The following is a 19,731-nucleotide window of genomic DNA, read 5'->3' on the forward strand; positions in this document are numbered from 1 at the left end:
GATTACACTCGTCTCGACCAACCGGCGAAAATCAAAACAGCCGGTGGTCACGGATGGGAAGGCTGGGATGGGCGATCGTGTTCGGTTCAAGCGTTTTGGGTTCAAGCCTCTTGGGTTCAAGCGTCGTTTGGTGATGGCCTCGGTTTCGACCGGGCTGGTGTCGGGGTTGATCTTCGCGATCCCTGCGGGGGCCGCGCAGGACGAGGAAACCAACGTCCAGAACCTGCCGCCGGTCGAGGTGACGGCGCCACCGCCGTCGACGGCGCGGCGCACCGCGTCGTCGCGTCCGGTCGCACACGTCGGGGCACCGTCATCCGCCAGCCCCAGGACGCGCCTCTACGTCTATCCGACCGCGCCGGGTACCGGCAGAGGTCTCGACGTCGACAAGGTCCCGTCGGCGATCAATGCCGTCGATGCCAGCCAGATCAAGCGCACCGGCTCGATGAACATCACCGACGCACTTCGCGACAACATCGCCGGCGTCAACATCAGCGAGGTCACCGGCAATCCATTTCAGCCGGATGTCGAATTCCGCGGCTTCGTTGCCTCGCCGGTGACGGGCACGCCGCAAGGCCTCGCCGTGTATCAGAACGGCATCCGCATCAACGAAGCCTTCTCCGACGCCGTCAATTGGGACCTGATCCCGACCGCGGCGATCCGGTCGGTCACGCTCGTGACCAACAACCCAGCCTTCGGCCTCAACGCGCTGGGTGGCGCGATCAATTTGCAAATGAAGGATGGTTTCACCTATCAGGGTGCGGAGCTTGATCTCATGGGCGGCTCGTTCGGCCGCATCCAGGGCTCGGCGCAATGGGGCAAGACGGTCGACAAGAACTACGGCGTCTATGCCGCGCTCGAAGGCCTGCACGACAGCGGCTTCCGCAATTTCTCCCAATCGGACGTGCGGCGCTTCTACGGCGATGTCGGCTACAAGGCCGGCGACAGCGAATTCCACGCCAACATGGGCGTCGCCAAGAACGATTTCGGCGCCAGCGCCACCGTTCCCGCCGAGCTGCTCGATAAATATTGGGGTGCGACCTACACGACGCCGCAGACCACCTCCAATCGCGTCGGCTATCTCAACCTGACCGGCAAGGTCGATGCGACGCCGACCTGGACGCTCGAAGGCACCGCCCATGTGCGCCGCTACGAGCAGAAGCTCGTCGACGGCAATCCGACCGACGCGCAGGAATGCACCGATCCGGGGCTCACCGGCCTTCTTTGCTTCGGCGACGGCGCCACACCGGCGAACGGCGTGAACGGCCTGCCGCTTGCCAATCCTTTCGCGTCCGGGACCATCCTCGGCGAGATCGACCGCAGCTCGATACGCTCGACCACCTTCGGCGTGTCGGGGCAGGCCACCAACACCGATCAACTGTTCGGCCACGACAACCGCTTCGTGATGGGCACGACCTATGATGCCAGCGTCACGCGCTACAACGCCACCGCCGAAATCGGCACGATCGGAGAAAACTACGTCGTCAGCGGCAGCAGTCTCTTCCTGGGGCCGACCGGCGTACCTGAAACCGTTGCCGGCCCTGTCTCGCTGCGGACCGTCAACCAGTATAACGGCCTCTACGCAATGGACACGTTCAATATCACGGACGCCTTCGCCGTCACCGGCGGCGGCCGTTTCAACGTGGCGCGCATCACGCTGGAGGATCAGCTCGGGACCGATCTTAACGGCGATCACACCTTCACCCGCTTCAATCCGGTGATCGGCGGCACATACAAAATTACACCGGAGCTGACGGCCTATGCCGGCTATTCCGAGGCCAACCGCGTTCCGACGCCGCTCGAGCTCGGCTGCTCCGATCCCGCCCGTCCCTGTCTCATTGCCGCGTTTCTCGTCTCCGATCCACCGCTGAAACAGGTCGTGTCCAAGACCGTGGAAGCGGGCCTGCGCGGCAGCAGGGAGCTCAACATCGGCACGCTCGGATGGAAGCTCGGCGGATTCCGCGCGACCAATTACGACGACATCGTCGCCGTTCCCGCAGTCGGCCGCACCGGCTTCGGCTATTTCTCCAACGTGGGCCGGACCAGGCGTCAGGGGCTCGAAGCCGAGGTCAACATCAAGTCGCCCACGCTTCAGTTTCAGGCGAGCTACGCGTTCGTCGACGCACGCTATCTCGACGCTTTCGCGCTCGGTTCCGAAAGCCCGTTCAGGGATATTGCCACCGAGACCATTCAGGTGCTGCCGGGCAACCAGCTCCCCGCGATCCCGCGCCATCGCGTCAAGGTCGGTGTCGACTATGCCGTCACCGACGTCTGGAAGGTCGGCGGCAACGCGCTGTTCGTCTCCAGCCAATATCTGGTCGGAGACGAGTCCAACCAATATGCGAAGCTGCCGTCGTACACCGTGTTCAACCTGCACACGTCCTACCAGGTGACCAAGAACTTCCAGCTCTACGGCAAGATCGACAACATCTTCGACAAGCGCTACGCGACCTATGGACAGTTCTTCGACACAGGAGCCTTGCCAAACTTCACCAACGGCGCCGCCGACTTCAACGACCCGCGCTCGCTCAGCCCGGCAAGGCCGCGTGCATTCTATGCGGGGATGCGGGTGACGTTCTGATCTGGCTCGCAAGCCCCGGCCCATGTGGGATGACGAGGAGGCCGGTTTGCGCCGGCGCGGCGTGCCGCCACGGGTGTGTTCTACCTAAGGCCGATTGACTCATCGTTCATATTTTGTTCTTATGCTGCTCGTCCAGCCAAGGGAGCGAGCCATGGACAACCGCATCAACGAAATCCGCAGGATCATCAGGGCGTTACGCGTCAGCATGCGTGAGGCCGAGGCCATCATGCATGAGCAGATCAACAGGGACGAGGACTGCGGCTTCGTTGCGGGCGAAGTCATGAAGATGCGCACGGTGATGAGCGGCCTCGTCCAGGAGCGGGCCGCGCTCGGAGACACCGACCCGATCGTTGTCGCCAGCCTCTTCGTTCCCCGCCGGCGACCGATGCCATCGCGCGTCGGCGTTGAGAAGCGCCGCCTTGTTCCGCCGCGAGAGATGGCACGGGCATGAAGGGAGAGAGGCCGACCTACTTCTCCGACATGCCGGAGCCCCCGGAATTTCTGAAGGCTCTCCATCATGCGCGGCGCCTGTCCTGCCTCGAGGGCTGGTGCCGCATGCACATCGAGGCCATCCAGGTCGCGATCGACCAGTACGCGGAGGCGGCTCTCGGTAACCGGGAGTTCTTCCTCAACAAGCCGCACAGCATCGGCGGAAGTCGCAACAACGGCGAGGTGCCGTGACAGCGGTACGTGTCAGCGTATCGACCTTTTGACGCCCCATGGTCCGCGCGTCGGTAAAGCCTGGCCTGCGTTGTTTTACCGATCAGAAACCATAGCGAATGATCCTAAAATTGTAACGAAACTGTTCGGCTGTCTCTGCGTCGTTTCGTCGGAGGGCCCGTCCGATGACAGAGCACCAGTTGAGAGAGCAGGAATTCCAAATCGCGCGTTACCGGCATTTGGAGCGCGAAGTGACCGATCCACTTGCCGCCTGCCTGCTTCACAGCATCATTGAAGACCTGGAGGCCGAACTGCGCAGGGATAGCCCGGATTGGCACAGGCCGCGCGATTAACGCTTTGTTAGCGCTGATCGTGTCGATGATGCGCGAGGGAATACCGGGAGACTGCTCCCATGTTGAAGGACGGCACCTACGCCGCCTGGTACAAGACGCCGCTCGATCAGGGGACCGGGATCGTCCATGTCGCAGACGGACAGATTTGGGGCTGCGATAGCCTGATGACCTATCACGGCTCTTGCAAGGTCGACGGCGATCGCTTCACCACCACCGTGTCAACGAGGCGCCATACCGACGGACGCGCCACGGTGTTCGGCGTCGACGATGAGCTCACGCTCGATATCGAGGGAAACTGCCCGGGCAAGGTCGCGACTTACACGGCGACGGCAGCGCAGGTGCCGGGAATGGTCCTCCAAGGTACGCTGATTCTGACGGAACAGCAGACCCCCGCACCCAAACGAGCCCGGCAGATACCGCCGTTCAATCCCGACAAGATGCCAAAATTGCCGAAGCGCTCACGCTGATCGCGGAAGCCGCCGTCGTCAAGCAGTTCACTGCGAATACGAAAGCTGATCTTCCGTGACGACTCGCTCGATTTTCTCCGACTTGCACTTGATGCGGTATCGGAGACGTCCATCGGACTCGATGGGCATATGCTGGACGATGGTGTAAATCATCGGCGGCTCAGTTGCGGCACGTCCTTGTGGGCCTTGGGGCTGGTGGCGAACGTCTTCATTCAGCTTGTAGGCATACGACATATATCTACCTCGAATTCACAGTGGCTCTGACGCGGGGTCAGTCGATGTATCCCTGGCGGGACAGGCGCTTGGTCAAGCGGAAGAGGTGACCACAGTCTCATGCGGTCAAACCGCGTCCTAAGTCAGTCGTTCTCTTGCTTGACCGGTGCAGACAGACAATCGCCCAGAGCGGAGCGGCGATGGTTGCACCATACGCCATATTTTCGAACTTTGGTCGTAATTTCCGAGCGGTTTAGGGCATTCTGTGAGCCTACGGGCCCTCTTATCGAGGGGAACTGACAACTTCCTCGCCGGATTGGGCTGGTATTTCGGCTTTGGGGTAGCTCTGCCGACAATCGCCCTAGTCCCTTTCGGACGACTTTGTCGCATTCCGCAATCCTGCATCCTCGGCCCTCGGCTCGCCCGCTTCTCAAACGACCCGCGATTCGCCATGGTGCCGCCGAAAGAGCATCACCCGGAGCACTATCAATGTCGGACAAGGTCTCGCGCCGCCAGTTCGCCACGCTGGCGGGATTGTCCGCAGCCGGAATCGCCAATCCTCTTGAGGTCGCGGATGCCAAGCCCGCATCGTCCCCGCGGAGCGTGGACGGCTTTCCGGCGGGCTTTGTCTGGGGCACGGCGACCTCGTCCTATCAGGTCGAGGGCGCGGTCAACGAGGACGGGCGAGGGGCCTCGATCTGGGACAAGTTCGTCCGCATCCCCGGCAAGATCGAGGACGGCAGCACCGGCGACCGCGCCAACGAGCACTATCACCGCTACAAGGAAGACATCGCGCTCATCAGGGAGCTCGGCTGCAAGGCCTATCGCTTCTCGGTGGCCTGGCCGCGGCTGTTTCCGGACGGCGATGGCAAACCCAACCCGAAGGGGCTCGACTTCTACAACCGCCTGGTCGACGAACTCCTCAAGAACGGCATCGAGCCGTGGCTGACGCTCTATCATTGGGACCTGCCGCAATCGCTCCAGGACCGGTTTGGCGGCTGGCGGTCGACGGAGACCTGCAAGATTTTCGGTGATTACGCGGCCTATGTCGCCCAGCATCTGACCGATCGCGTCAAGAACGTGTTCACATTGAACGAGAGCGGTCGCTTCGTCCATTTCGGCTACGGCATCGGCATCGACGCGCCCGGCGTGACACTGCCACAAGCCGAGGTCAACCAGATCAGGCACAACAGCGCACTCGCGCACGGGCTCGCGGTGCAGGCGGTCCGCGCCCACGGCCGCCGCGGCACCAGGGTGGGGCCGGCCGAGAACATCGATGCCTGCGCCCCCGCGATCGACACGCCGGAGAACGTCCGTGCCGCCGAGATCGCGCTGCGCGAGATGAACGCCGGCTATCTCAACGTCATCATGACGGGCCAGTACACCGACGCCTTCTTGAAGTTCGCCGGGCGCGACGCGCCGAAATACACCGATGCGGAGCTGAAGATCATCTCTTCGCCCGTCGATTTCCTCGGCCTCAACATCTACGCGCCGCAGAACTATGTGGTGGCGTCCGACCAGGGCGCGGGCTTCATGCCGCTGCCGATCCCGAAATCGTTCCCGCACATGAATTCGGACTGGCTGCGCGTCGGCCCCGAGACGATCTACTGGGTGCCGAAGCTGGCGGCGAAGATATGGAAGACGGACGCGATCTATATCAGCGAGAACGGCACCTCCGGCGACGATGTCGTGACGCCCGATGGCAAGATCTACGACACCGACCGCATCATGTATCTGCGCAACTACCTCGCTCAGCTCCAGCGCGCCACCGCCGAAGGCGTGCCGGTGCGCGGCTACTTCCTCTGGAGCCTGATGGACAATTTTGAATGGGTGTTCGGGCTCAACAAGCGCTTTGGGCTCTACCACGTCAATTTCGACACGCAGGTGCGTACGCCAAAACTCAGTGCCAGCTTCTATCGCAACGTGATCGCGAAGAACGCGGCGGGGGCGTGATTGCTCTCCCTCCCCCCGTTCTTGCGGAGGCGCGACGAGCTTGGCTTGCGCTGAGAGGGTGGGGTGAGGCGGTTCCGCCGACGCGCATTGACTCCCTTCGCACCTTGATTCAAAACGCCTCCAAGAATTCAAAAAGAGGATAACGCCAATGACCGACGCACTCATCATCGATGCCTGCCGGACCCCACGGGGCGTCGGCAAGGCCGGCAAGGGCGCACTCTCGGGCATTCATCCACAGCAGCTGGGAGCAACCGTGCTGCGCGCGCTCGCGACGCGCACCGGCATCGACACCGCCGATGTCGACGACATCATCTGGGGCTGCAGCGCGCAGGTCGCAACGCAAGGCGGCGATCTCGGCCGCATGTCGGCGCTGGACGCCGGCTACGACGTGCGCGCGAGTGCCGTGACGCTCGACCGCTTCTGCGGCTCCGGCATCACCAGCGTCAACATGGCCGCAAGCTCGATCATGGCGGGCGCGGAAGATCTCGTCGTCGCCGGCGGCTGCGAGATGATGTCGATGGAAGGACGTCGCGGCGGCGGCCCGATGATGATGGACAACGGCAATCTGCGCCTGCGTGCGCGGCATCCGCAGTCGCATCAGGGCGTCTGCGCCGACGCGATCGCGACCATGGAAGGCATCACGCGAAGGGACGTGGACGCGCTCGGCCTCGAAAGCCAGAAGCGCGCAGCCTTCGCGATCGCGAACGGCCACTTCAAGAAGAGTCTCGTGCCGGTGCATCGCGAGGACGGCAGCCTCGCGCTCGACCATGAAGAATATCCGCGGCCGCAGACCACGATGGAAGGGTTGAGCGCGTTGAAGCCCGCATTCCCCGCGGTCGCCGACTATGCGCTCGACGACAAGGGCACGACCTATCGCGGCCTGATCCTGCAGAAGTACCCCGAGCTCGAGATCGACTTCATGCACCACGCCGGCAACTCGTCCGGCGTGGTCGACGGCGCGGCTGCGATCCTGCTGGCGTCGCCAGCTTATGCCAAGCCGCATGGCCTGAAGCCGCGCGCGCGCGTGGTCGCGATGGCCAACATGGGGGACTCGCCGACCTTGATGCTGAACGCGCCGGTGCCGGCGACGCGCAAGGTGCTGGCGAAGGCGGGGCTGACCGTGGACGACATCGACCTGTTCGAGATCAACGAGGCCTTTGCCGTGGTTGCGGAAAAATACATCCGCGACCTCAAGCTCGACCGCGCCCGGGTCAACGTCAATGGCGGCTCGATCGCACTCGGCCATCCCATCGGCGCCACCGGCTCGATCCTGATCGGCACCTTGCTCGACGAGCTCGAGCGGCGCGACTTGAAGCGCGGTCTCGTCACCATGTGCGCGGCCGGTGGCATGGCCCCGGCCGTCATCATCGAACGTATCTAGCGCGAGCGAAGCTCGTCGGGCTCCTTAGAAATAAGGGAAAGAAAGTACCCGCGATCGCCGCATCCCGACGGTCTAGCCTTATTTCCAGGGTGAATCGCGACCCGCCTTTCACAAAGAGGCCGGTCGTCGCTTGTCGAAAGCATCGAATCAGCTTTAGCAAGGCTGCGTGCGGGCCTTTGAAACAAGGTAAAATCCGCTGCCTGAGGCTTCTCCCGCTCCGGAAGTGGCTAAAAAGCAGGGTTTTTTGCCACAGAGGGCCAAAAAAGCCCGTAAAACCCCGACAAAACTGTGCAGAAGGCTATAGGCCTTCACCGGTTGGTCTAATATGCAGCCGTCAACGAATCAGAGGAGACACGATGGCCACCCAAATGTCGAAATCGCAGCTGATCGAAAAGATCGCGACCACCACCGAGCTTTCCAAGCGTGACGTCAAGAGCGTCATGGAGACGCTGACCGACGTCGGCCACAAGGAGCTCAAGAAGAACGGCCTGTTCCTGGTGCCGGGCTTCGCCAAGTTCGTGGTCATCAAGAAGCCCGCGACCAAGGCGCGCAAGGGCACCAACCCGTTCACGGGCGAAGAGATGATGTTCAAGGCCAAGCCGGCCCGGAAGATCGTCCGCGCCCGCCCGGTCAAGGCCGCCAAGGACGCCGTGGGCTAACAACGCAAAGGCCCCCTCGCGTGGAGGGGGCCTTTTGTTCGGGGCTGTCGCGAGGACTTGAGACGGAGGGCTCAACCCTTGCGGCGCTTCACCCTGACCGGGACCGGCTGAAGCCGCGGTCCTGATGCCGCCAGCGCATCGCGAACCCCGTCGATGGCGCGATCAAGCAACTGGCGCAGCCGTTGCGTTGTCCGCGATCGCTTCGCTCTTTCCAGCAGTTTTTTCATCGCATTCACTCCGCCGCTTCGACCTTGGCCTCGATCTTGGCCTCGGCCGGCTCAAGCGCCGCGGCGATGGCTTCGTCGACGCGCTCCAGCCAGATGAATTCGAGGTTGTCCCGCGCGCTCTTTGGGATGTCGTCGTAGTCCCGCTTGTTGCGCGCCGGCAGCATCACCCGCTTCAGGCCCGCGGCCGCGGCCGCCACCACCTTCTCCTTGATGCCACCGACCGGCAGCACCAGGCCGCGCAGCGAGATCTCGCCGGTCATGGCGGTGTCGCTGCGCACCGTGCGGTTGGTGAGCAGGGACGTCAGCGCCGTGAACATCGCAACGCCCGCGCTCGGCCCGTCCTTCGGGGTCGCGCCTGCGGGCACGTGAACGTGGATGTCGCTCTTTTCGAACAGCTGCGGATCGATGCCGAGCTGCGTGGCCTTGCTCTTCACCAGCGTCATCGCAGCCTGCACGCTCTCGCGCATGACCTCGCCGAGCTGGCCGGTCAGGATCATCCCGCCGCGACCGGATACCCGCGAGGCCTCGATGAACAGGATGTCGCCACCGACCGGCGTCCAGGCAAGGCCGGTGGCCACGCCTGGGATGCTGGTGCGCTGCGCGATCTCGCCTTCGAAGCGCGGCTGGCCGAGCACGGTGCCGATATCCTTCGGCGCCACGACGACCTTGGCAGCCGTGCCTTCGGCGACCTGCACGGCAGCATGGCGGAACAGCTTGCCGATCTCGCGCTCGAGGTTACGCACGCCGGCTTCGCGGGTGTAGCCATTGACCACCAGCTGCAGCGCCTCCGGCTCGATCTCCGCTTGCTCCGGCGTCAAGCCATTGGCCTCGAGCTGCCGCCGCACCAGATAGCGCTTCGCGATCTCCAGCTTCTCTTCCTGGGTGTAGCCGGTGAGGCTGATCAGCTCCATGCGATCCAGCAACGGACCCGGGATCTGGTCCAGCATGTTGGCGGTCGCGATGAACACCACGCGCGACAGGTCGAAGGGCACGCCCAGGTAATTGTCCCGGAACGTCCCGTTCTGCTCGGGGTCGAGCACCTCCAGCATCGCTGCGGAAGGATCGCCCTGCACGCCGCGGCCCATCTTGTCGATCTCGTCCAGCATCATGACGCAGTTCCGGGTGCCGGCCTTCTTGATGCCCTGGATGATGTTGCCGGGCAGCGCGCCAATATAGGTGCGCCGATGGCCGCGGATCTCGGCCTCGTCATGCACGCCGCCGAGGCTGACGCGCACGAAGGGACGATCCATCGCGCGTGCGATGGATTGGCCGAGCGAGGTCTTGCCGACGCCGGGCGGTCCGACGAAGCACAGGATCGGCGCCTTGCCCTGCGGCGCCAGCTTGCGCACCGCCAGATATTCGATGATCCGGCTCTTGATCTTCTCCAGGCCAAAGTGATCGGCATCGAGGATGCGGCGCGCTTCCTTGATGTCGATCGGCTTCTCCGCGGGCAGCGCCCACGGCAGCTCGATCAGCCAGTCCAGGTAAGTGCGGACCATGCCAGCTTCCCCAGCGGCCTCCGGCATGCGCTCGTAGCGGCGCAGCTCCTTCTTCGCATGCGCGTCGGCCTCGGGCGGCATGTTGGCCTTGGCGATGGCGGTGGTCAGCTCGGCGACCTCGGCCGCCTTGCCGTCGCCTTCGCCGAGCTGGCGCTGGATGGTCGCCATCTGCTCGCGCAGGATCGCTTCGCGCTGCCGCTCGTCGAAGCTGGCGCGCGTCTGCTGGCCGATCTCGTTGCTGATGCGCAGCACCTCCAGCCGTTCGGCCAGATGCTTCGACACCTTCTCGACACGCAGAGCGAGGTCGATGGTCTCCAGGACCTCCTGCTTGTCTTGCGGCTTGATGTCCATGAACGAGGTCGCCAGGTCCGCCAGCGCGCCGGGCGCGGTGGTGCCCTGGAACATCGCGATCAGTTCGGGCGGCGCCTGCGGCAGCAGCTCGATCGCCTCGATGGCCTGGCGCTGCAGGTTCAGCCCGCGGGCCTCGATCTCGGGCGTGCTCGTGGTCGGCTCCGGAATCTGCTGGATGCGCGCGGCCGGGAACGGCGTCCCCGGCAGGAAGTCGAGGATGCGCGCGCGCTGCACGCCCTGGCAGACGATGTGATGGGTGCCGTCGGGCGCGGTGATGTAGCGCACGATGTTGGCGATGGTCGCGACCCGATAGAGGTCGTCCGGTCCGGGCTCCTCGGTCTCGGGGCTGCGTTGCAGGACGATGCCGACCGGCCGCTGCTCGCGCAGCGCCTGTTGCGCGGCGGCGACCGACTTCGGCCGCGCGATCGCGATCGGCGCGATGGCGCCGGGGAACAGCACTATCTCGCGCACGGGAATGATGATCAGCGCGTCTTCGGGAATCTTCACGTCGGAACTGCTCTGGGGATTGGTCGGTGCGGTATTCATTGGTTCGGTGGCCATGATCGACCTCAGGATTTGGCGAGGCGCAGCGCGACGCAGCCGTCCATCACGAAGCGGCTGATGGCGTAGCGACCAACGGGCAGTGCAATGCGGCGCTCAAAACGCCCCTGCGGCAGCTCAAGCCGGTGGATGCGGGCGTTGCGAAGCTCCGGCGGAAGGGTGCGCTGGCCGGAGATGACGAGCACGCCGTCATGGATGACAGTCTCGACATTGTCGGGATTGACGCCGGGAAGCGCGACCAGGATCAGGAGCTCATGCTCGGTTTCGAGCACGTCGATCGGCGGCTCCCAGCAGGCTTCCTGGCGGCCGAACTGCTGGCGCAGCCGTTCGGCGCGGGTCAGCGAGTCCAGGGCTTCGGACAGCATCCAGTCGAGGGGATTTTTGGGTTGCATGATGCAGGCTCGGCGGTGGGAACGCTGAATATGGGGCCGGTTCCCAAGAATTCCAGCCCGGCGGCGCGGAGGTGCCATGCGGATCGTGCGATCCGAAAAGACAAGCGCCGCGGCCTTCCGGACCGCGGCGCTCCGTTGTCACGCGATATGCGGCTCAGGCCGCCTGGCGGTATTCCTCTTCCGCCTCGAGGTTGATCACGGAGGTGGCGAGCTCGGTCAGCGCGTGATCGGTCGCCTCTTCTTCGTCCAGAGTCGCCTGCAGCAATCTTGCGGCGTCTTGCATGCCGAGTTCCTCGGCCCAAGTGCGCAAGGTGCCGTAGCGGGAGATCTCGTAGTGCTCGACCGCCTGCGCCGCTGCGAGCAGGCCGGCGTCGAGCGCAGGCGCGTTCTTGAATTCCTTCATGATCTCGGCGCCTTCGTCGGTGATGCCGTTGATCGCTTCGCAAGGCTTGCCGCGGGCCGGCTTGCCTAGCATTTTGAAGATCTGGTCCAGACGCTTGACCTGGCCCTGGGTCTCGCGCAGATGCTTGTTGAAAGCCGCCGCGAGCTCCTTCGAGTTGGCAGCCTTGGCCATCTTGGGCAAGGTCTTGATGATCTTGTTCTCGGCGAAATAGATGTCCTTGAGCGTTTCCAGGAATAGGTCGCTCAACATCTTCGGCGCCTGACGGGCGCGGCCCGTCGACGATTTCTTGGTTGTGCGCTTCTTTGCTTTCTTGGCCATACATCCTCCTCTTGAGGTGACACGCGAAGGCATCGCCTTCCGCAATCCTCAGGCGATCAAAAGCTTTCGGAGAACGAAAGTTCCAAACGGCAACCTGCGCTCAGGTCGGACGCTTGTAGGGATCTTCCTGCCGCTGACGCGCCTCGGTGTTGCGGTCAAGCTGCGCGCGCTCGTGGCGCCGCAGGCGCCCCGCCTTCGCCACGCCGTAGACGAGGACCGCACCCAGCACGAAGGCTCCGATGAACCAGAGCCAGAGCAGGTTGCCCGAAAGCTGGCCCAGCAACATTCCAATTCCACTGTCGCTCATTGTGCATCTCCGGTGATTTTCAAAGCGGTTCTGTCGGGCTAAGTCACTCCGCCAGCCATCGTTCCTGCGTCCAGGGAGCCCACCGAGACATGATCGACTTCACCTTATCTGCGTTCGTGACGCTGCTGCTCGTGGTCGATCCCGTGGGCCTTGCGCCGGCCTTCCTTGCCGCGACCGGAGGTATGCCCGACAAGACCAAGCGCACCATCGCGCTACGCGCGCCGCTGATTGCGGCGTCGATCCTGGTGGTGATCGCCCTGATCGGAAACTGGCTGCTGCGCCAGCTCGGGATCGGCATCCCCGCCTTCCAGATCGCCGGCGGACTGCTGCTGTTCGGCGTGTCCTACCAGATGATCTTCGGCGACCGTCCGCATCGCGAGGCTCGCGAGGCCGACAAGGCAAGCTCCGAGCATGCCTCCGACGTCGCGGTATTCCCGCTGGCAATCCCGATGATGGCCGGTCCCGGCGCGATCGCGACCACGCTGCTCCTGACGGGCGATGCCGGCTACGGTCCGAGGCTCGCGATCATCATCGCGGTCGTGCTCTCGGTGTGCCTGCTCTGCACGCTCTGCTTTATCTTCGCGAACATGATCGCGCGGAGCCTTGGACGCACCGGCAACGCCGTCCTCTCACGCGTGCTCGGCATGCTGCTCGCGGCCTATTCGGTGCAGTTCGTGATCAATGGGATCGCAGCGGTCCGGGCGAGCTTGCCGTAGAGCTGCGACAATCTGTTAATGCGTTGATTTTCATGTTTATTTCATGATGCCACGCGGCGGCTGGCGGGCTCGCGCGCGATCCGGCCCGCTTTCTCTTGCGCTGCCATATTGCTTGACGTACTCCCCGTCTGACAGGCGCCCATCGTCAGGAAATCGAGATGTCGATGACAGCGGACGAGCTCGACAAGAGACAGGCCATCATCGGCGCCTGCCGCCGTATGAACGCGCTCGGCATCAACCAGGGCACCTCGGGCAATATCAGCGTCCGGCATGTGGACGGGCTTCTGGTGACCCCGACCAGCGTGCCCTACGACGCCATGACGCCGGAGCAGATCGTGTTCATGACGATGGATGGCTCGCACGCGCCCGCTCAGAAGCCGTCCAGCGAGTGGCGCTTCCACCTCGACATCCTGAAGGCCCGGCCAGACGTCAACGCCGTCGTCCACGCCCATCCGACCTATTGCACCATCTTGGCGATCATGGGCCTGGAGATCCCGCCCGTGCACTACATGATCGCGGCCGCCGGCGGCGACAGCATCCGCTGCGCGCCCTATGCCACCTTCGGAACGACGGAGCTGTCCGAGCATGCCGTTCGGGCGCTGGACGGCCGGCTCGCCTGCCTGCTCGACCATCACGGCATGATCGCGATCGGGAATTCGCTGGACAAGGCGATGTGGCTCGCCGTCGAGGTCGAGACGCTGGCGCGGCAATATCACGGCTGTCTCCAGATCGGAGAGCCGTCGCTGCTGTCGAGCGCCGAGATCGAGCGGGTCCGCCAGCGCATGTCCGGTTACGGCATGTCGGAAGGGTAGGGCGGACAGAAAGTGTTCCTGCGGATCAGACATCTCGCCGACCGCAAGGGGACGAACCGCGTCATGGTTCGGCTGCGGGCGCTGCTGCGCAGCAACGAATTCTATCTGATCCCGCTGGCGCTGCTGATCGGCACGCTTGCCGGCGCCATCGTGACACTGATGGCCGAGATTGCACAGATCGCCCATATGGTGATCTACGGCATTCCCATCGATGTCCGCCTGTCTGCCAATACCAGCGTCAGTCCCTGGGCCGCGCTGATTGCGCCCGCGCTGGGCGGATTGGCGCTCGGTATCATGGAGTGGTGGCGGCGACGGCTCAAGCTCTCCAGTGCGGTCGATCCGATCGAGGCCAACGCGCTGCGTGGCGGCAATCTGTCGATGCGCGACAGCGTGGTGGTGTCGAGCCAGACCTTGATCTCGAACGGTTGCGGCGCCTCTGTCGGCCTCGAGGCGGGCTATACCCAGATCGGCTCGGGCATCGCCTCGCTGCTCGGCAAGTTCTTCAATCTACGCCGCAACGATCTGCGCCTGATTGTCGGCTGCGGCGCCGCTGCGGCGATCGCGGCGGCCTTCGGTGCACCGATCACGGGCGCCTTCTACGCCTGCGAGCTCATCGTTGGCGTCTATTCGGTCGGCAGCGCCGCGCCGATCCTCGCCGCCTCGCTCGCCGGTGCGCTGACCGCGCAATGGCTCGGCGGCGCGCCATACTCGCTCGAAATCCCCAAGGTCAGCGCCGTCGGCGTCGAGCAATATCTGGCGCTGATCGGGCTCGCCCTCGTCACCAGCGGCGTCGGCATCGCCGTGATGCGCTCGTCCTCGATGTTCGAGCGCCTGTTCAAATGGCTGCCGGTCTGGCTGCGCCCGGTGATCGGCGGCCTCATCGTCGGCGGCTTTGCGATTGTCACGCCGCAGGTGCTGGCGGCCGGCCACGGCGCGATGGTGCTCGATCTCTTTCACGACATGACGATCGGCCTGATCGCGCTGATCATCGCCTTGAAGGTGACGGCCTGCCTGATCTCGCTCGCCTCCGGCTTCCGCGGCGGGCTGTTCTTTGCCTCGCTGTTCGTCGGGAGCCTGATCGGAAAGTTCTTTGCCGCGGTGCTGGTCTTGATCAGCCCGAACTTCGTGATCGATCCGCTGGTCGCGATGCTGACGGGCATGGCGACGCTCGGTGTCGCCATCGTCGGCGGTCCCTTGACCATGTCGTTCCTCGTGCTCGAGATGACCCGCAACGTCGACGTCACCGCCGTGGTGCTGGCCGGCTGCATCGTCACCTCGATCTGCGTCCGCTTCATGTTCGGACACTCCTTCTCGACCTGGCGCCTGCATCTGCGCGGCGAGACCATCCGCAGCGCCAACGACGTCGGCTGGCTGCGCAACCTCACCGTCGAGCGGCTGATGCGCTCCGATGTCGGCAAGGTGCCGTCGACCACGACGATCGCCGCGGTCCGCCGTGAATTCGCGCTGGGCTCGCGGCCCGGGATCGTCATCGTCAACAATGCGGACGAATATGTCGGCCTCGTCCTGCTGCCCGACCTGTTCTCCGGCGACCTCGACAGCATCGCCGACGAGATCCAGGTGATCGAGCTCGCGCGCCTGACCGAGATCGTGCTGATCCCGGAAATGAACGTGAAATCGGCGATGGCGGTGTTCGACGAGGCGGAGGCCGAAATGCTGGCGGTGGTCGATTCCACCGACAGCCGCAAGGTGGTCGGCTTCCTCACTGAGACCTTCGTCCGGCGCCGCTATGTCGAGGAGATCGACAAGGCGACGCGCGGCGTGCTCGGGGCGCTGTCGTAAGGTCATGCGGAAGCGGGACGGCGTGCATCATGCGCCGCCGTCCGCGCCCGCTATCGGCCCGATTGGGAGGGAACGGCAACGACGCTAGCCACGATCCGGCGGACCAGCGGCAGCACCATCAGCAGCGTCGGAAACGCGACGAGCCATGACAGCGCCCAGGCGCCCGGCCAGGTCGCGAGAAACGCCGGCGTTGCGCCGAGGCTTCGAAGCGTGGAAATGACCGACACCACGGCCGTCATGAGGATGGACAGCACGAATGGCATCACGATCGGCGCATAGCGCGCCGGCAGTTTGCGAACCGCAATCATCTGATTTCTCTTTGGAATAGGACGCGCACGGTGAACCCAAAAATGGCATCGATCCCGACGACGTCGGTTGATGCGTTGGTTCACGTAAAACGCTTACGGCGACCGAAAAACGGTGCGTCCGTTCATTATCCGCTCATGTTGGATGGTTCAAGCTGGATGTGGACGTTCGGTTTACAATCGTTCAAAGCGTGGCAGATTGCCGCGATCACGAAACCATTTCAGTGGTTTGTGCATTAAGTCTTGTTTGATTATGTCGCTTTGAGCGAGAACAGGGAAGGTCACGATGAATAAAGGACCGATGATTTCTGCAGCCGGCCGCAACGCTGTGTTGGCGGTTTTCGCAAGTCTCGCTCTGATTACGGCCTCTATCACGCCTTCGGCTGCCGACTCGCCCGCGCCCACCAAGGCCGCTGCCGCGGGCCCGGCCGCTCCGGCTGCCACCGATTTCAGCGCCGCTCGCCGCCACCGCTATTATCGACGAGGTCCGAACGCTGCAGGTCTCGCCTTCATGGGCGTGGCGGCAGGTCTGATCGGCGGCGCGATCGCAGAGAGCAGACGCCAAGAGTACTACGAGGACCGCTATAATTACGGACCCCGTCCTTACTACGGCGGCCAGGGATACGGCGGCGGCCCCTACTATGGTCCGCGTGGCTATTATCAGCAGTATTAGGCGCCTGTCTTCGCCTCAGTCTCGATTCGCGCCAAAGGGGCGGTGTTTTGCACCGCCCCTTGTTGCTTCTGCGCGAGGCGTGTCATTGCGCGGCCTGTGTCGCGGGCGCGTCAATCCCCTTCGGGAAAAATATTCCACTTTACCGAAATTCGGAAATGGCGTATGTGTCGCCCATCCCGGCTCATCCTTGAGGGGCGATCTTGTGGTCGTCACGTTCGCGAGCCGGGCTTGCGGTGGACGCGGCAGCGTTCGGGTGCGAGGCGTGGGGCAGGGCGGATTGCTCTCCGTGAGCCCAAGGCTTCGTTCCGACGAGCGGCGCTGCTAGGCTTCGTCTCGTCATCAGGTCGGCGGCAACGTGCACAACGTCGTCGAAACCGGTGACGAAATGGCGGGCCGTGCGTACGGCAAAACCGTGTGGTCCTGGCCGTCGTTGCTACGGTCAAGCTCTGGCGAATGCGGCATCTGCGTCAACCGGCGTGGTGTCGGTGAATTTCGCGAGGGTGAGGGAGGCCAAAAGAAACTCGGCTCCCGGGAGAGCACGGCATAAGCCGTCCAATCATCGCGCAGGGAAGGCCGAGTGATTGGCTACACCTGTATGCTGCTGTGCGGTTTTCCTGCGTGTGCTTTTCGCGCAGCGGACCGCGGGTGCCAGCCGGCACCCGGCCTTCCCTGCGCCCTCTTGGACAAGAGGGTGAAGCGACGAAGCAAAGCTCGGGCGAAATCAGCCGCGAGGCTGCGAAGCTGTGTCTGCTTCAAAAATGCGAGCTGGAAGCGTGCCGCTGCCGCCTCATACTTCGTCATTGCGAGCGCAGCGAAGCAATCCAGAAATGCATCCGTGGAGAATGTCTGGATTGCTTCGTCGCAAGAGCTCCTCGCAATGACGACGTGGAGGCAGTTTCGCTTGATCGCGCTAGGCTTCCCGCATCACCGTCCCGCTGGTGCAGACATCGCGCCGTTGGAATAGCGCGACCAGTCGGGCTCGGTCCGTTGTGATGGCCAGAGCGCGGCGTTGGAGACGCGCACCGACTGGGTGATGGGATGGGGCTGCGCCTTGCGGACATGACGGCGGTCGTTCGCCGCGGCGATTTGGATCGTGGCGGCGGCAATCAGCGTCGCGCCGAGAATGATGAAAGTCTTTTGCATTGTTTCTTTCTCCCGTGACGACAGCCCGGCTGTGAGATTGTGTGTTTGTGTGCTCGCCGTCGCGGCTGACATGGCGACGCGCCCAGCCGATATCAGCGCTCGCGACATCACATTGGGGCGAGCCAATTTTCTAGCCTCGGCTAAATATTCGGCAATCGCGCCCGTTGCACCGGTGGACTTGCTCCCTCCAATCCGGTTCAATGGGCCAGATCTAGTTTTCAGGCGACAATGATGTCGAAATATCTGCTGGTCCTTCTGCTGATCGCTGCGCCAGCGGTGGCGCAGGTCAAGCTGACCCCAAAAAAATCGGTGGCGCATCCGGACCCCTGCGCGCCGATCGGGCATACCGCGGACGGCAAGCTGGTCTATTCCATGAAATGCGAGAATTTGCCGGTGCCGCCTCCGCCGCCGCAGGCGGAACTGAGGGAGGCGCCGCAGCCCGCCGCCGAGCCGGAGCCCGAGACGCGGCGGAGTGGCGTTTTCGGCTGGTCCTACGACCGCAGGTAACTTGAGGTGACTTGCCGCGCCCCTTGCGCGAAGCCCGATGGAATGCTCTTTGCCTGAAAATTCCCCGTGGGGCCACCGCCCCCCGATCCAGAGAGATGAGATGAGCAAACTCGTTATCCGTGCCGGCGACTTCACCTTCGATGCCCGTTTCGAGGAGCAAGCGGCGCCCAAGACTGTCGCCGCGTTCCGCAAGGCGCTGCCGTTCGAAAGCCACATCATCCACGTGCGCTGGAGCGGCGAGGGCGTGTGGATGCCGCTCGGCGACCTCGATTTCGGTGTCGGCTACGAGAACCACACCAGCTATCCCGCGCCCGGCCAGATCATCCTCTATCCCGGCGGCATCAGCGAGACCGAGATCCTGATGGCCTATGGCGGCGTGCACTTCGCGAGCAAGATGGGGCAGCTCGCCGGCAACCATTTCATCACGCTGACCTCCGGCCTGGAGAATTTGGCGACGCTCGGCAAGAGCGTGCTGTGGAAGGGCGCGCTGCCGATCCGCTTCGAGGAAGTCTGAGTGACTGGTACCCGCTACCCGCGCGATCTCCGCGGTTACGGCCGCAACCCGCCGCATCCGCAATGGCCCGGCAACGCGCGGGTCGCGGTGCAGTTCGTCGTCAATTTCGAGGAGGGCAGCGAAAACAACATCCTGCATGGCGACCCGGCCTCGGAAGCATTCCTGTCCGACGTGCTCGGCGCTCAGCCTTGGCCCGGCCAGCGCCACGCCAATATCGAATCGATGTTCGAATATGGCTCGCGCGCCGGCTTCTGGCGGCTGTGGCGGATGTTCGGCGAGCGGAAGTGGCCGACCACCGTGTTCGGTGTCGCCACGGCGCTGAAGCGCAATCCGGAAATCGTTGCTGCCATGAAGGAGGCGGGCTGGGACATCGCCAGCCACAGCCTGAAGTGGATCGAGCACAGGGACATGACCGAGGCGCAGGAGCGGGCGGAGATCGCGGAAGCGATCCGCGTCCACACCGCCGCGACAGGCTCGCGTCCGCTCGGCTGGTATACCGGACGCTCCTCGATCAACACCAACCGTCTGTTGATGGAGGAGGGCGGCTTCCTCTATCTCAGCGATTCCTATGCCGATGATCTGCCCTATTGGATCGAGGGCGCGAGCGGCAAGCAGCTCGTCATTCCCTATACGCTCGACGCCAACGACATGCGCTTCATCAACCCGCAAGGATTTGCCGAAGGCGAGCAGTTCTTCACCTATTTGAAGGATGCCTTCGACGTGCTCTATGCCGAAGGCGAGAGCGCGCCGAAGATGATGTCGGTCGGCCTGCACTGTCGTCTCGCCGGTCGCCCCGGCCGTGCGGCGGGGCTGATCCGCTTCCTCGACTACATCGGCAAGCACGACCGCGTCTGGGTGCCGACACGGTTGCAGATCGCCCAGCATTGGCACGACAAGCTCGCGCACCTTGCGGCCGATGCATTCGAGATCGGGTGAGGA

At 63.8% G+C, this 19,731-nt stretch carries 22 protein-coding genes; 15 read left to right on the forward strand and 7 right to left on the reverse strand.

Annotation, left to right across the window (positions count from 1 at the left end):
• Window positions 1–67: 67 nt before the first annotated feature.
• From IVB40_RS10725 to IVB40_RS10760, 8 genes are all read left to right on the forward strand, one after another.
• On the forward strand, window positions 68–2,578 hold the full coding sequence (locus IVB40_RS10725) for a TonB-dependent receptor (RefSeq protein WP_247818843.1): 2,511 nt from the start codon (window positions 68–70) through the stop codon (window positions 2,576–2,578).
• 151 nt (window positions 2,579–2,729) lie between these two features.
• Complete coding sequence (locus IVB40_RS10730) at window positions 2,730–3,029, forward strand: hypothetical protein (RefSeq protein WP_247359139.1); 300 nt, start codon at window positions 2,730–2,732, stop codon at window positions 3,027–3,029.
• Window positions 3,026–3,259, forward strand: coding sequence for a hypothetical protein (locus IVB40_RS10735; protein ID WP_027566566.1), 234 nt, complete (start codon window positions 3,026–3,028; stop codon window positions 3,257–3,259). Before IVB40_RS10730 ends, IVB40_RS10735 begins: the two co-directional genes overlap by 4 nt.
• A gap of 164 nt (window positions 3,260–3,423) precedes the next feature.
• Window positions 3,424–3,591 carry a hypothetical protein gene (locus IVB40_RS10740; protein WP_197031110.1) on the forward strand — a complete coding sequence of 56 codons (168 nt, stop codon included), beginning with the start codon at window positions 3,424–3,426 and terminating at the stop codon, window positions 3,589–3,591.
• Window positions 3,592–3,650: 59 nt separating this feature from the next.
• Entirely contained in the window at window positions 3,651–4,058 is a 408-nt protein-coding gene (locus tag IVB40_RS10745) for a hypothetical protein (RefSeq protein WP_247818844.1), read from the forward strand.
• Window positions 4,059–4,760: 702 nt separating this feature from the next.
• Window positions 4,761–6,224 (forward strand): GH1 family beta-glucosidase, encoded by a 1,464-nt coding sequence (locus IVB40_RS10750; protein WP_027566568.1) that lies wholly within the window; start codon window positions 4,761–4,763, stop codon window positions 6,222–6,224.
• A gap of 148 nt (window positions 6,225–6,372) precedes the next feature.
• Window positions 6,373–7,605 carry an acetyl-CoA C-acetyltransferase gene (locus tag IVB40_RS10755; RefSeq protein WP_247818845.1) on the forward strand — a complete coding sequence of 411 codons (1,233 nt, stop codon included), beginning with the start codon at window positions 6,373–6,375 and terminating at the stop codon, window positions 7,603–7,605.
• A 356-nt stretch (window positions 7,606–7,961) separates the two neighbouring features.
• The gene (locus tag IVB40_RS10760; RefSeq protein WP_007601427.1) at window positions 7,962–8,264 is read left to right on the forward strand and encodes an HU family DNA-binding protein; all 303 of its coding nucleotides are present in this window, start codon (window positions 7,962–7,964) and stop codon (window positions 8,262–8,264) included.
• Between the two features lie 71 nt (window positions 8,265–8,335).
• On the opposite strand, the gene IVB40_RS10765 is transcribed toward IVB40_RS10760, so the two are convergent.
• The 5 genes from IVB40_RS10765 to IVB40_RS10785 all read right to left on the reverse strand — a co-directional run bounded on the left by IVB40_RS10765 (window position 8,336) and on the right by IVB40_RS10785 (window position 12,322).
• Window positions 8,336–8,491, reverse strand: a complete 156-nt coding sequence (locus IVB40_RS10765; protein WP_247436679.1) for a hypothetical protein — start codon at window positions 8,489–8,491, stop codon at window positions 8,336–8,338.
• 5 nt (window positions 8,492–8,496) lie between these two features.
• Window positions 8,497–10,902, reverse strand: a complete 2,406-nt coding sequence (lon, locus tag IVB40_RS10770) for an endopeptidase La (RefSeq protein WP_247818846.1) — start codon at window positions 10,900–10,902, stop codon at window positions 8,497–8,499.
• Window positions 10,903–10,910: 8 nt separating this feature from the next.
• A complete protein-coding gene (locus IVB40_RS10775; RefSeq protein ID WP_007601432.1) occupies window positions 10,911–11,294 on the reverse strand; it encodes an Hsp20/alpha crystallin family protein in 384 nt (127 codons plus the stop codon).
• A 154-nt stretch (window positions 11,295–11,448) separates the two neighbouring features.
• Entirely contained in the window at window positions 11,449–12,015 is a 567-nt protein-coding gene (locus IVB40_RS10780) for a ferritin-like domain-containing protein (protein ID WP_027566571.1), read from the reverse strand.
• A 100-nt stretch (window positions 12,016–12,115) separates the two neighbouring features.
• Window positions 12,116–12,322, reverse strand: a complete 207-nt coding sequence (locus tag IVB40_RS10785; RefSeq protein ID WP_027566572.1) for a hypothetical protein — start codon at window positions 12,320–12,322, stop codon at window positions 12,116–12,118.
• An 89-nt stretch (window positions 12,323–12,411) separates the two neighbouring features.
• Here IVB40_RS10785 and IVB40_RS10790 point away from each other — a divergent pair, with 89 nt between their 5' ends.
• The 3 genes from IVB40_RS10790 (at window position 12,412) to IVB40_RS10800 (ending at window position 15,650) form a co-directional block, all read left to right on the forward strand.
• Window positions 12,412–13,038, forward strand: a complete 627-nt coding sequence (locus tag IVB40_RS10790) for a MarC family protein (protein ID WP_027566573.1) — start codon at window positions 12,412–12,414, stop codon at window positions 13,036–13,038.
• 158 nt (window positions 13,039–13,196) lie between these two features.
• Window positions 13,197–13,850 (forward strand): class II aldolase/adducin family protein, encoded by a 654-nt coding sequence (locus IVB40_RS10795; protein ID WP_247818847.1) that lies wholly within the window; start codon window positions 13,197–13,199, stop codon window positions 13,848–13,850.
• Between the two features lie 12 nt (window positions 13,851–13,862).
• Entirely contained in the window at window positions 13,863–15,650 is a 1,788-nt protein-coding gene (locus tag IVB40_RS10800; protein WP_247818848.1) for a chloride channel protein, read from the forward strand.
• Window positions 15,651–15,700: 50 nt separating this feature from the next.
• Here the strand turns inward: IVB40_RS10800 and IVB40_RS10805 are convergent, their stop codons facing one another.
• Window positions 15,701–15,958: a DUF2798 domain-containing protein gene (locus IVB40_RS10805; protein WP_027566576.1), complete on the reverse strand. Its 258-nt coding sequence runs from the start codon at window positions 15,956–15,958 to the stop codon at window positions 15,701–15,703.
• Between the two features lie 283 nt (window positions 15,959–16,241).
• Here IVB40_RS10805 and IVB40_RS10810 point away from each other — a divergent pair, with 283 nt between their 5' ends.
• Window positions 16,242–16,628: a hypothetical protein gene (locus IVB40_RS10810; RefSeq protein ID WP_247818849.1), complete on the forward strand. Its 387-nt coding sequence runs from the start codon at window positions 16,242–16,244 to the stop codon at window positions 16,626–16,628.
• Between the two features lie 924 nt (window positions 16,629–17,552).
• Here the strand turns inward: IVB40_RS10810 and IVB40_RS10815 are convergent.
• Window positions 17,553–17,771 carry a hypothetical protein gene (locus tag IVB40_RS10815; RefSeq protein ID WP_247818850.1) on the reverse strand — a complete coding sequence of 73 codons (219 nt, stop codon included), beginning with the start codon at window positions 17,769–17,771 and terminating at the stop codon, window positions 17,553–17,555.
• A gap of 228 nt (window positions 17,772–17,999) precedes the next feature.
• Between IVB40_RS10815 and IVB40_RS10820 the strand changes: the two genes are divergently transcribed.
• From IVB40_RS10820 to puuE, 3 genes are all read left to right on the forward strand, one after another.
• The gene (locus IVB40_RS10820; protein WP_035961174.1) at window positions 18,000–18,278 is read left to right on the forward strand and encodes a hypothetical protein; all 279 of its coding nucleotides are present in this window, start codon (window positions 18,000–18,002) and stop codon (window positions 18,276–18,278) included.
• Between the two features lie 100 nt (window positions 18,279–18,378).
• Complete coding sequence (locus tag IVB40_RS10825; RefSeq protein WP_027566580.1) at window positions 18,379–18,792, forward strand: DUF3830 family protein; 414 nt, start codon at window positions 18,379–18,381, stop codon at window positions 18,790–18,792.
• On the forward strand, window positions 18,793–19,728 hold the full coding sequence (gene puuE / locus IVB40_RS10830; RefSeq protein ID WP_247818851.1) for an allantoinase PuuE: 936 nt from the start codon (window positions 18,793–18,795) through the stop codon (window positions 19,726–19,728).
• Window positions 19,729–19,731 lie beyond the last annotated feature (3 nt).

The sequence above is a fragment of the Bradyrhizobium sp. 40 genome (assembly GCF_023100925.1).
In the GTDB taxonomy this organism is placed as follows: domain Bacteria; phylum Pseudomonadota; class Alphaproteobacteria; order Rhizobiales; family Xanthobacteraceae; genus Bradyrhizobium.

Coding starts and splice junctions, on each gene's coding strand:
- IVB40_RS10785 (WP_027566572.1), bottom strand. CDS start 12,322: ATGAGCGACAGTGGAATTGGAATGTTGCTGGGCCAGCTTTCGGGCAAC.
- IVB40_RS10765 (WP_247436679.1), bottom strand. CDS start 8,491: ATGAAAAAACTGCTGGAAAGAGCGAAGCGATCGCGGACAACGCAACGG.
- IVB40_RS10775 (WP_007601432.1), bottom strand. CDS start 11,294: ATGCAACCCAAAAATCCCCTCGACTGGATGCTGTCCGAAGCCCTGGAC.
- IVB40_RS10815 (WP_247818850.1), bottom strand. CDS start 17,771: ATGCAAAAGACTTTCATCATTCTCGGCGCGACGCTGATTGCCGCCGCC.
- IVB40_RS10725 (WP_247818843.1), top strand. CDS start 68: ATGGGCGATCGTGTTCGGTTCAAGCGTTTTGGGTTCAAGCCTCTTGGG.
- IVB40_RS10740 (WP_197031110.1), top strand. CDS start 3,424: ATGACAGAGCACCAGTTGAGAGAGCAGGAATTCCAAATCGCGCGTTAC.
- IVB40_RS10755 (WP_247818845.1), top strand. CDS start 6,373: ATGACCGACGCACTCATCATCGATGCCTGCCGGACCCCACGGGGCGTC.
- IVB40_RS10735 (WP_027566566.1), top strand. CDS start 3,026: ATGAAGGGAGAGAGGCCGACCTACTTCTCCGACATGCCGGAGCCCCCG.
- IVB40_RS10760 (WP_007601427.1), top strand. CDS start 7,962: ATGGCCACCCAAATGTCGAAATCGCAGCTGATCGAAAAGATCGCGACC.
- IVB40_RS10780 (WP_027566571.1), bottom strand. CDS start 12,015: ATGGCCAAGAAAGCAAAGAAGCGCACAACCAAGAAATCGTCGACGGGC.
- IVB40_RS10820 (WP_035961174.1), top strand. CDS start 18,000: ATGATGTCGAAATATCTGCTGGTCCTTCTGCTGATCGCTGCGCCAGCG.
- IVB40_RS10790 (WP_027566573.1), top strand. CDS start 12,412: ATGATCGACTTCACCTTATCTGCGTTCGTGACGCTGCTGCTCGTGGTC.
- IVB40_RS10825 (WP_027566580.1), top strand. CDS start 18,379: ATGAGCAAACTCGTTATCCGTGCCGGCGACTTCACCTTCGATGCCCGT.
- lon (WP_247818846.1), bottom strand. CDS start 10,902: ATGGCCACCGAACCAATGAATACCGCACCGACCAATCCCCAGAGCAGT.
- IVB40_RS10745 (WP_247818844.1), top strand. CDS start 3,651: ATGTTGAAGGACGGCACCTACGCCGCCTGGTACAAGACGCCGCTCGAT.
- IVB40_RS10730 (WP_247359139.1), top strand. CDS start 2,730: ATGGACAACCGCATCAACGAAATCCGCAGGATCATCAGGGCGTTACGC.
- IVB40_RS10810 (WP_247818849.1), top strand. CDS start 16,242: ATGAATAAAGGACCGATGATTTCTGCAGCCGGCCGCAACGCTGTGTTG.
- IVB40_RS10795 (WP_247818847.1), top strand. CDS start 13,197: ATGTCGATGACAGCGGACGAGCTCGACAAGAGACAGGCCATCATCGGC.
- IVB40_RS10805 (WP_027566576.1), bottom strand. CDS start 15,958: ATGATTGCGGTTCGCAAACTGCCGGCGCGCTATGCGCCGATCGTGATG.
- IVB40_RS10750 (WP_027566568.1), top strand. CDS start 4,761: ATGTCGGACAAGGTCTCGCGCCGCCAGTTCGCCACGCTGGCGGGATTG.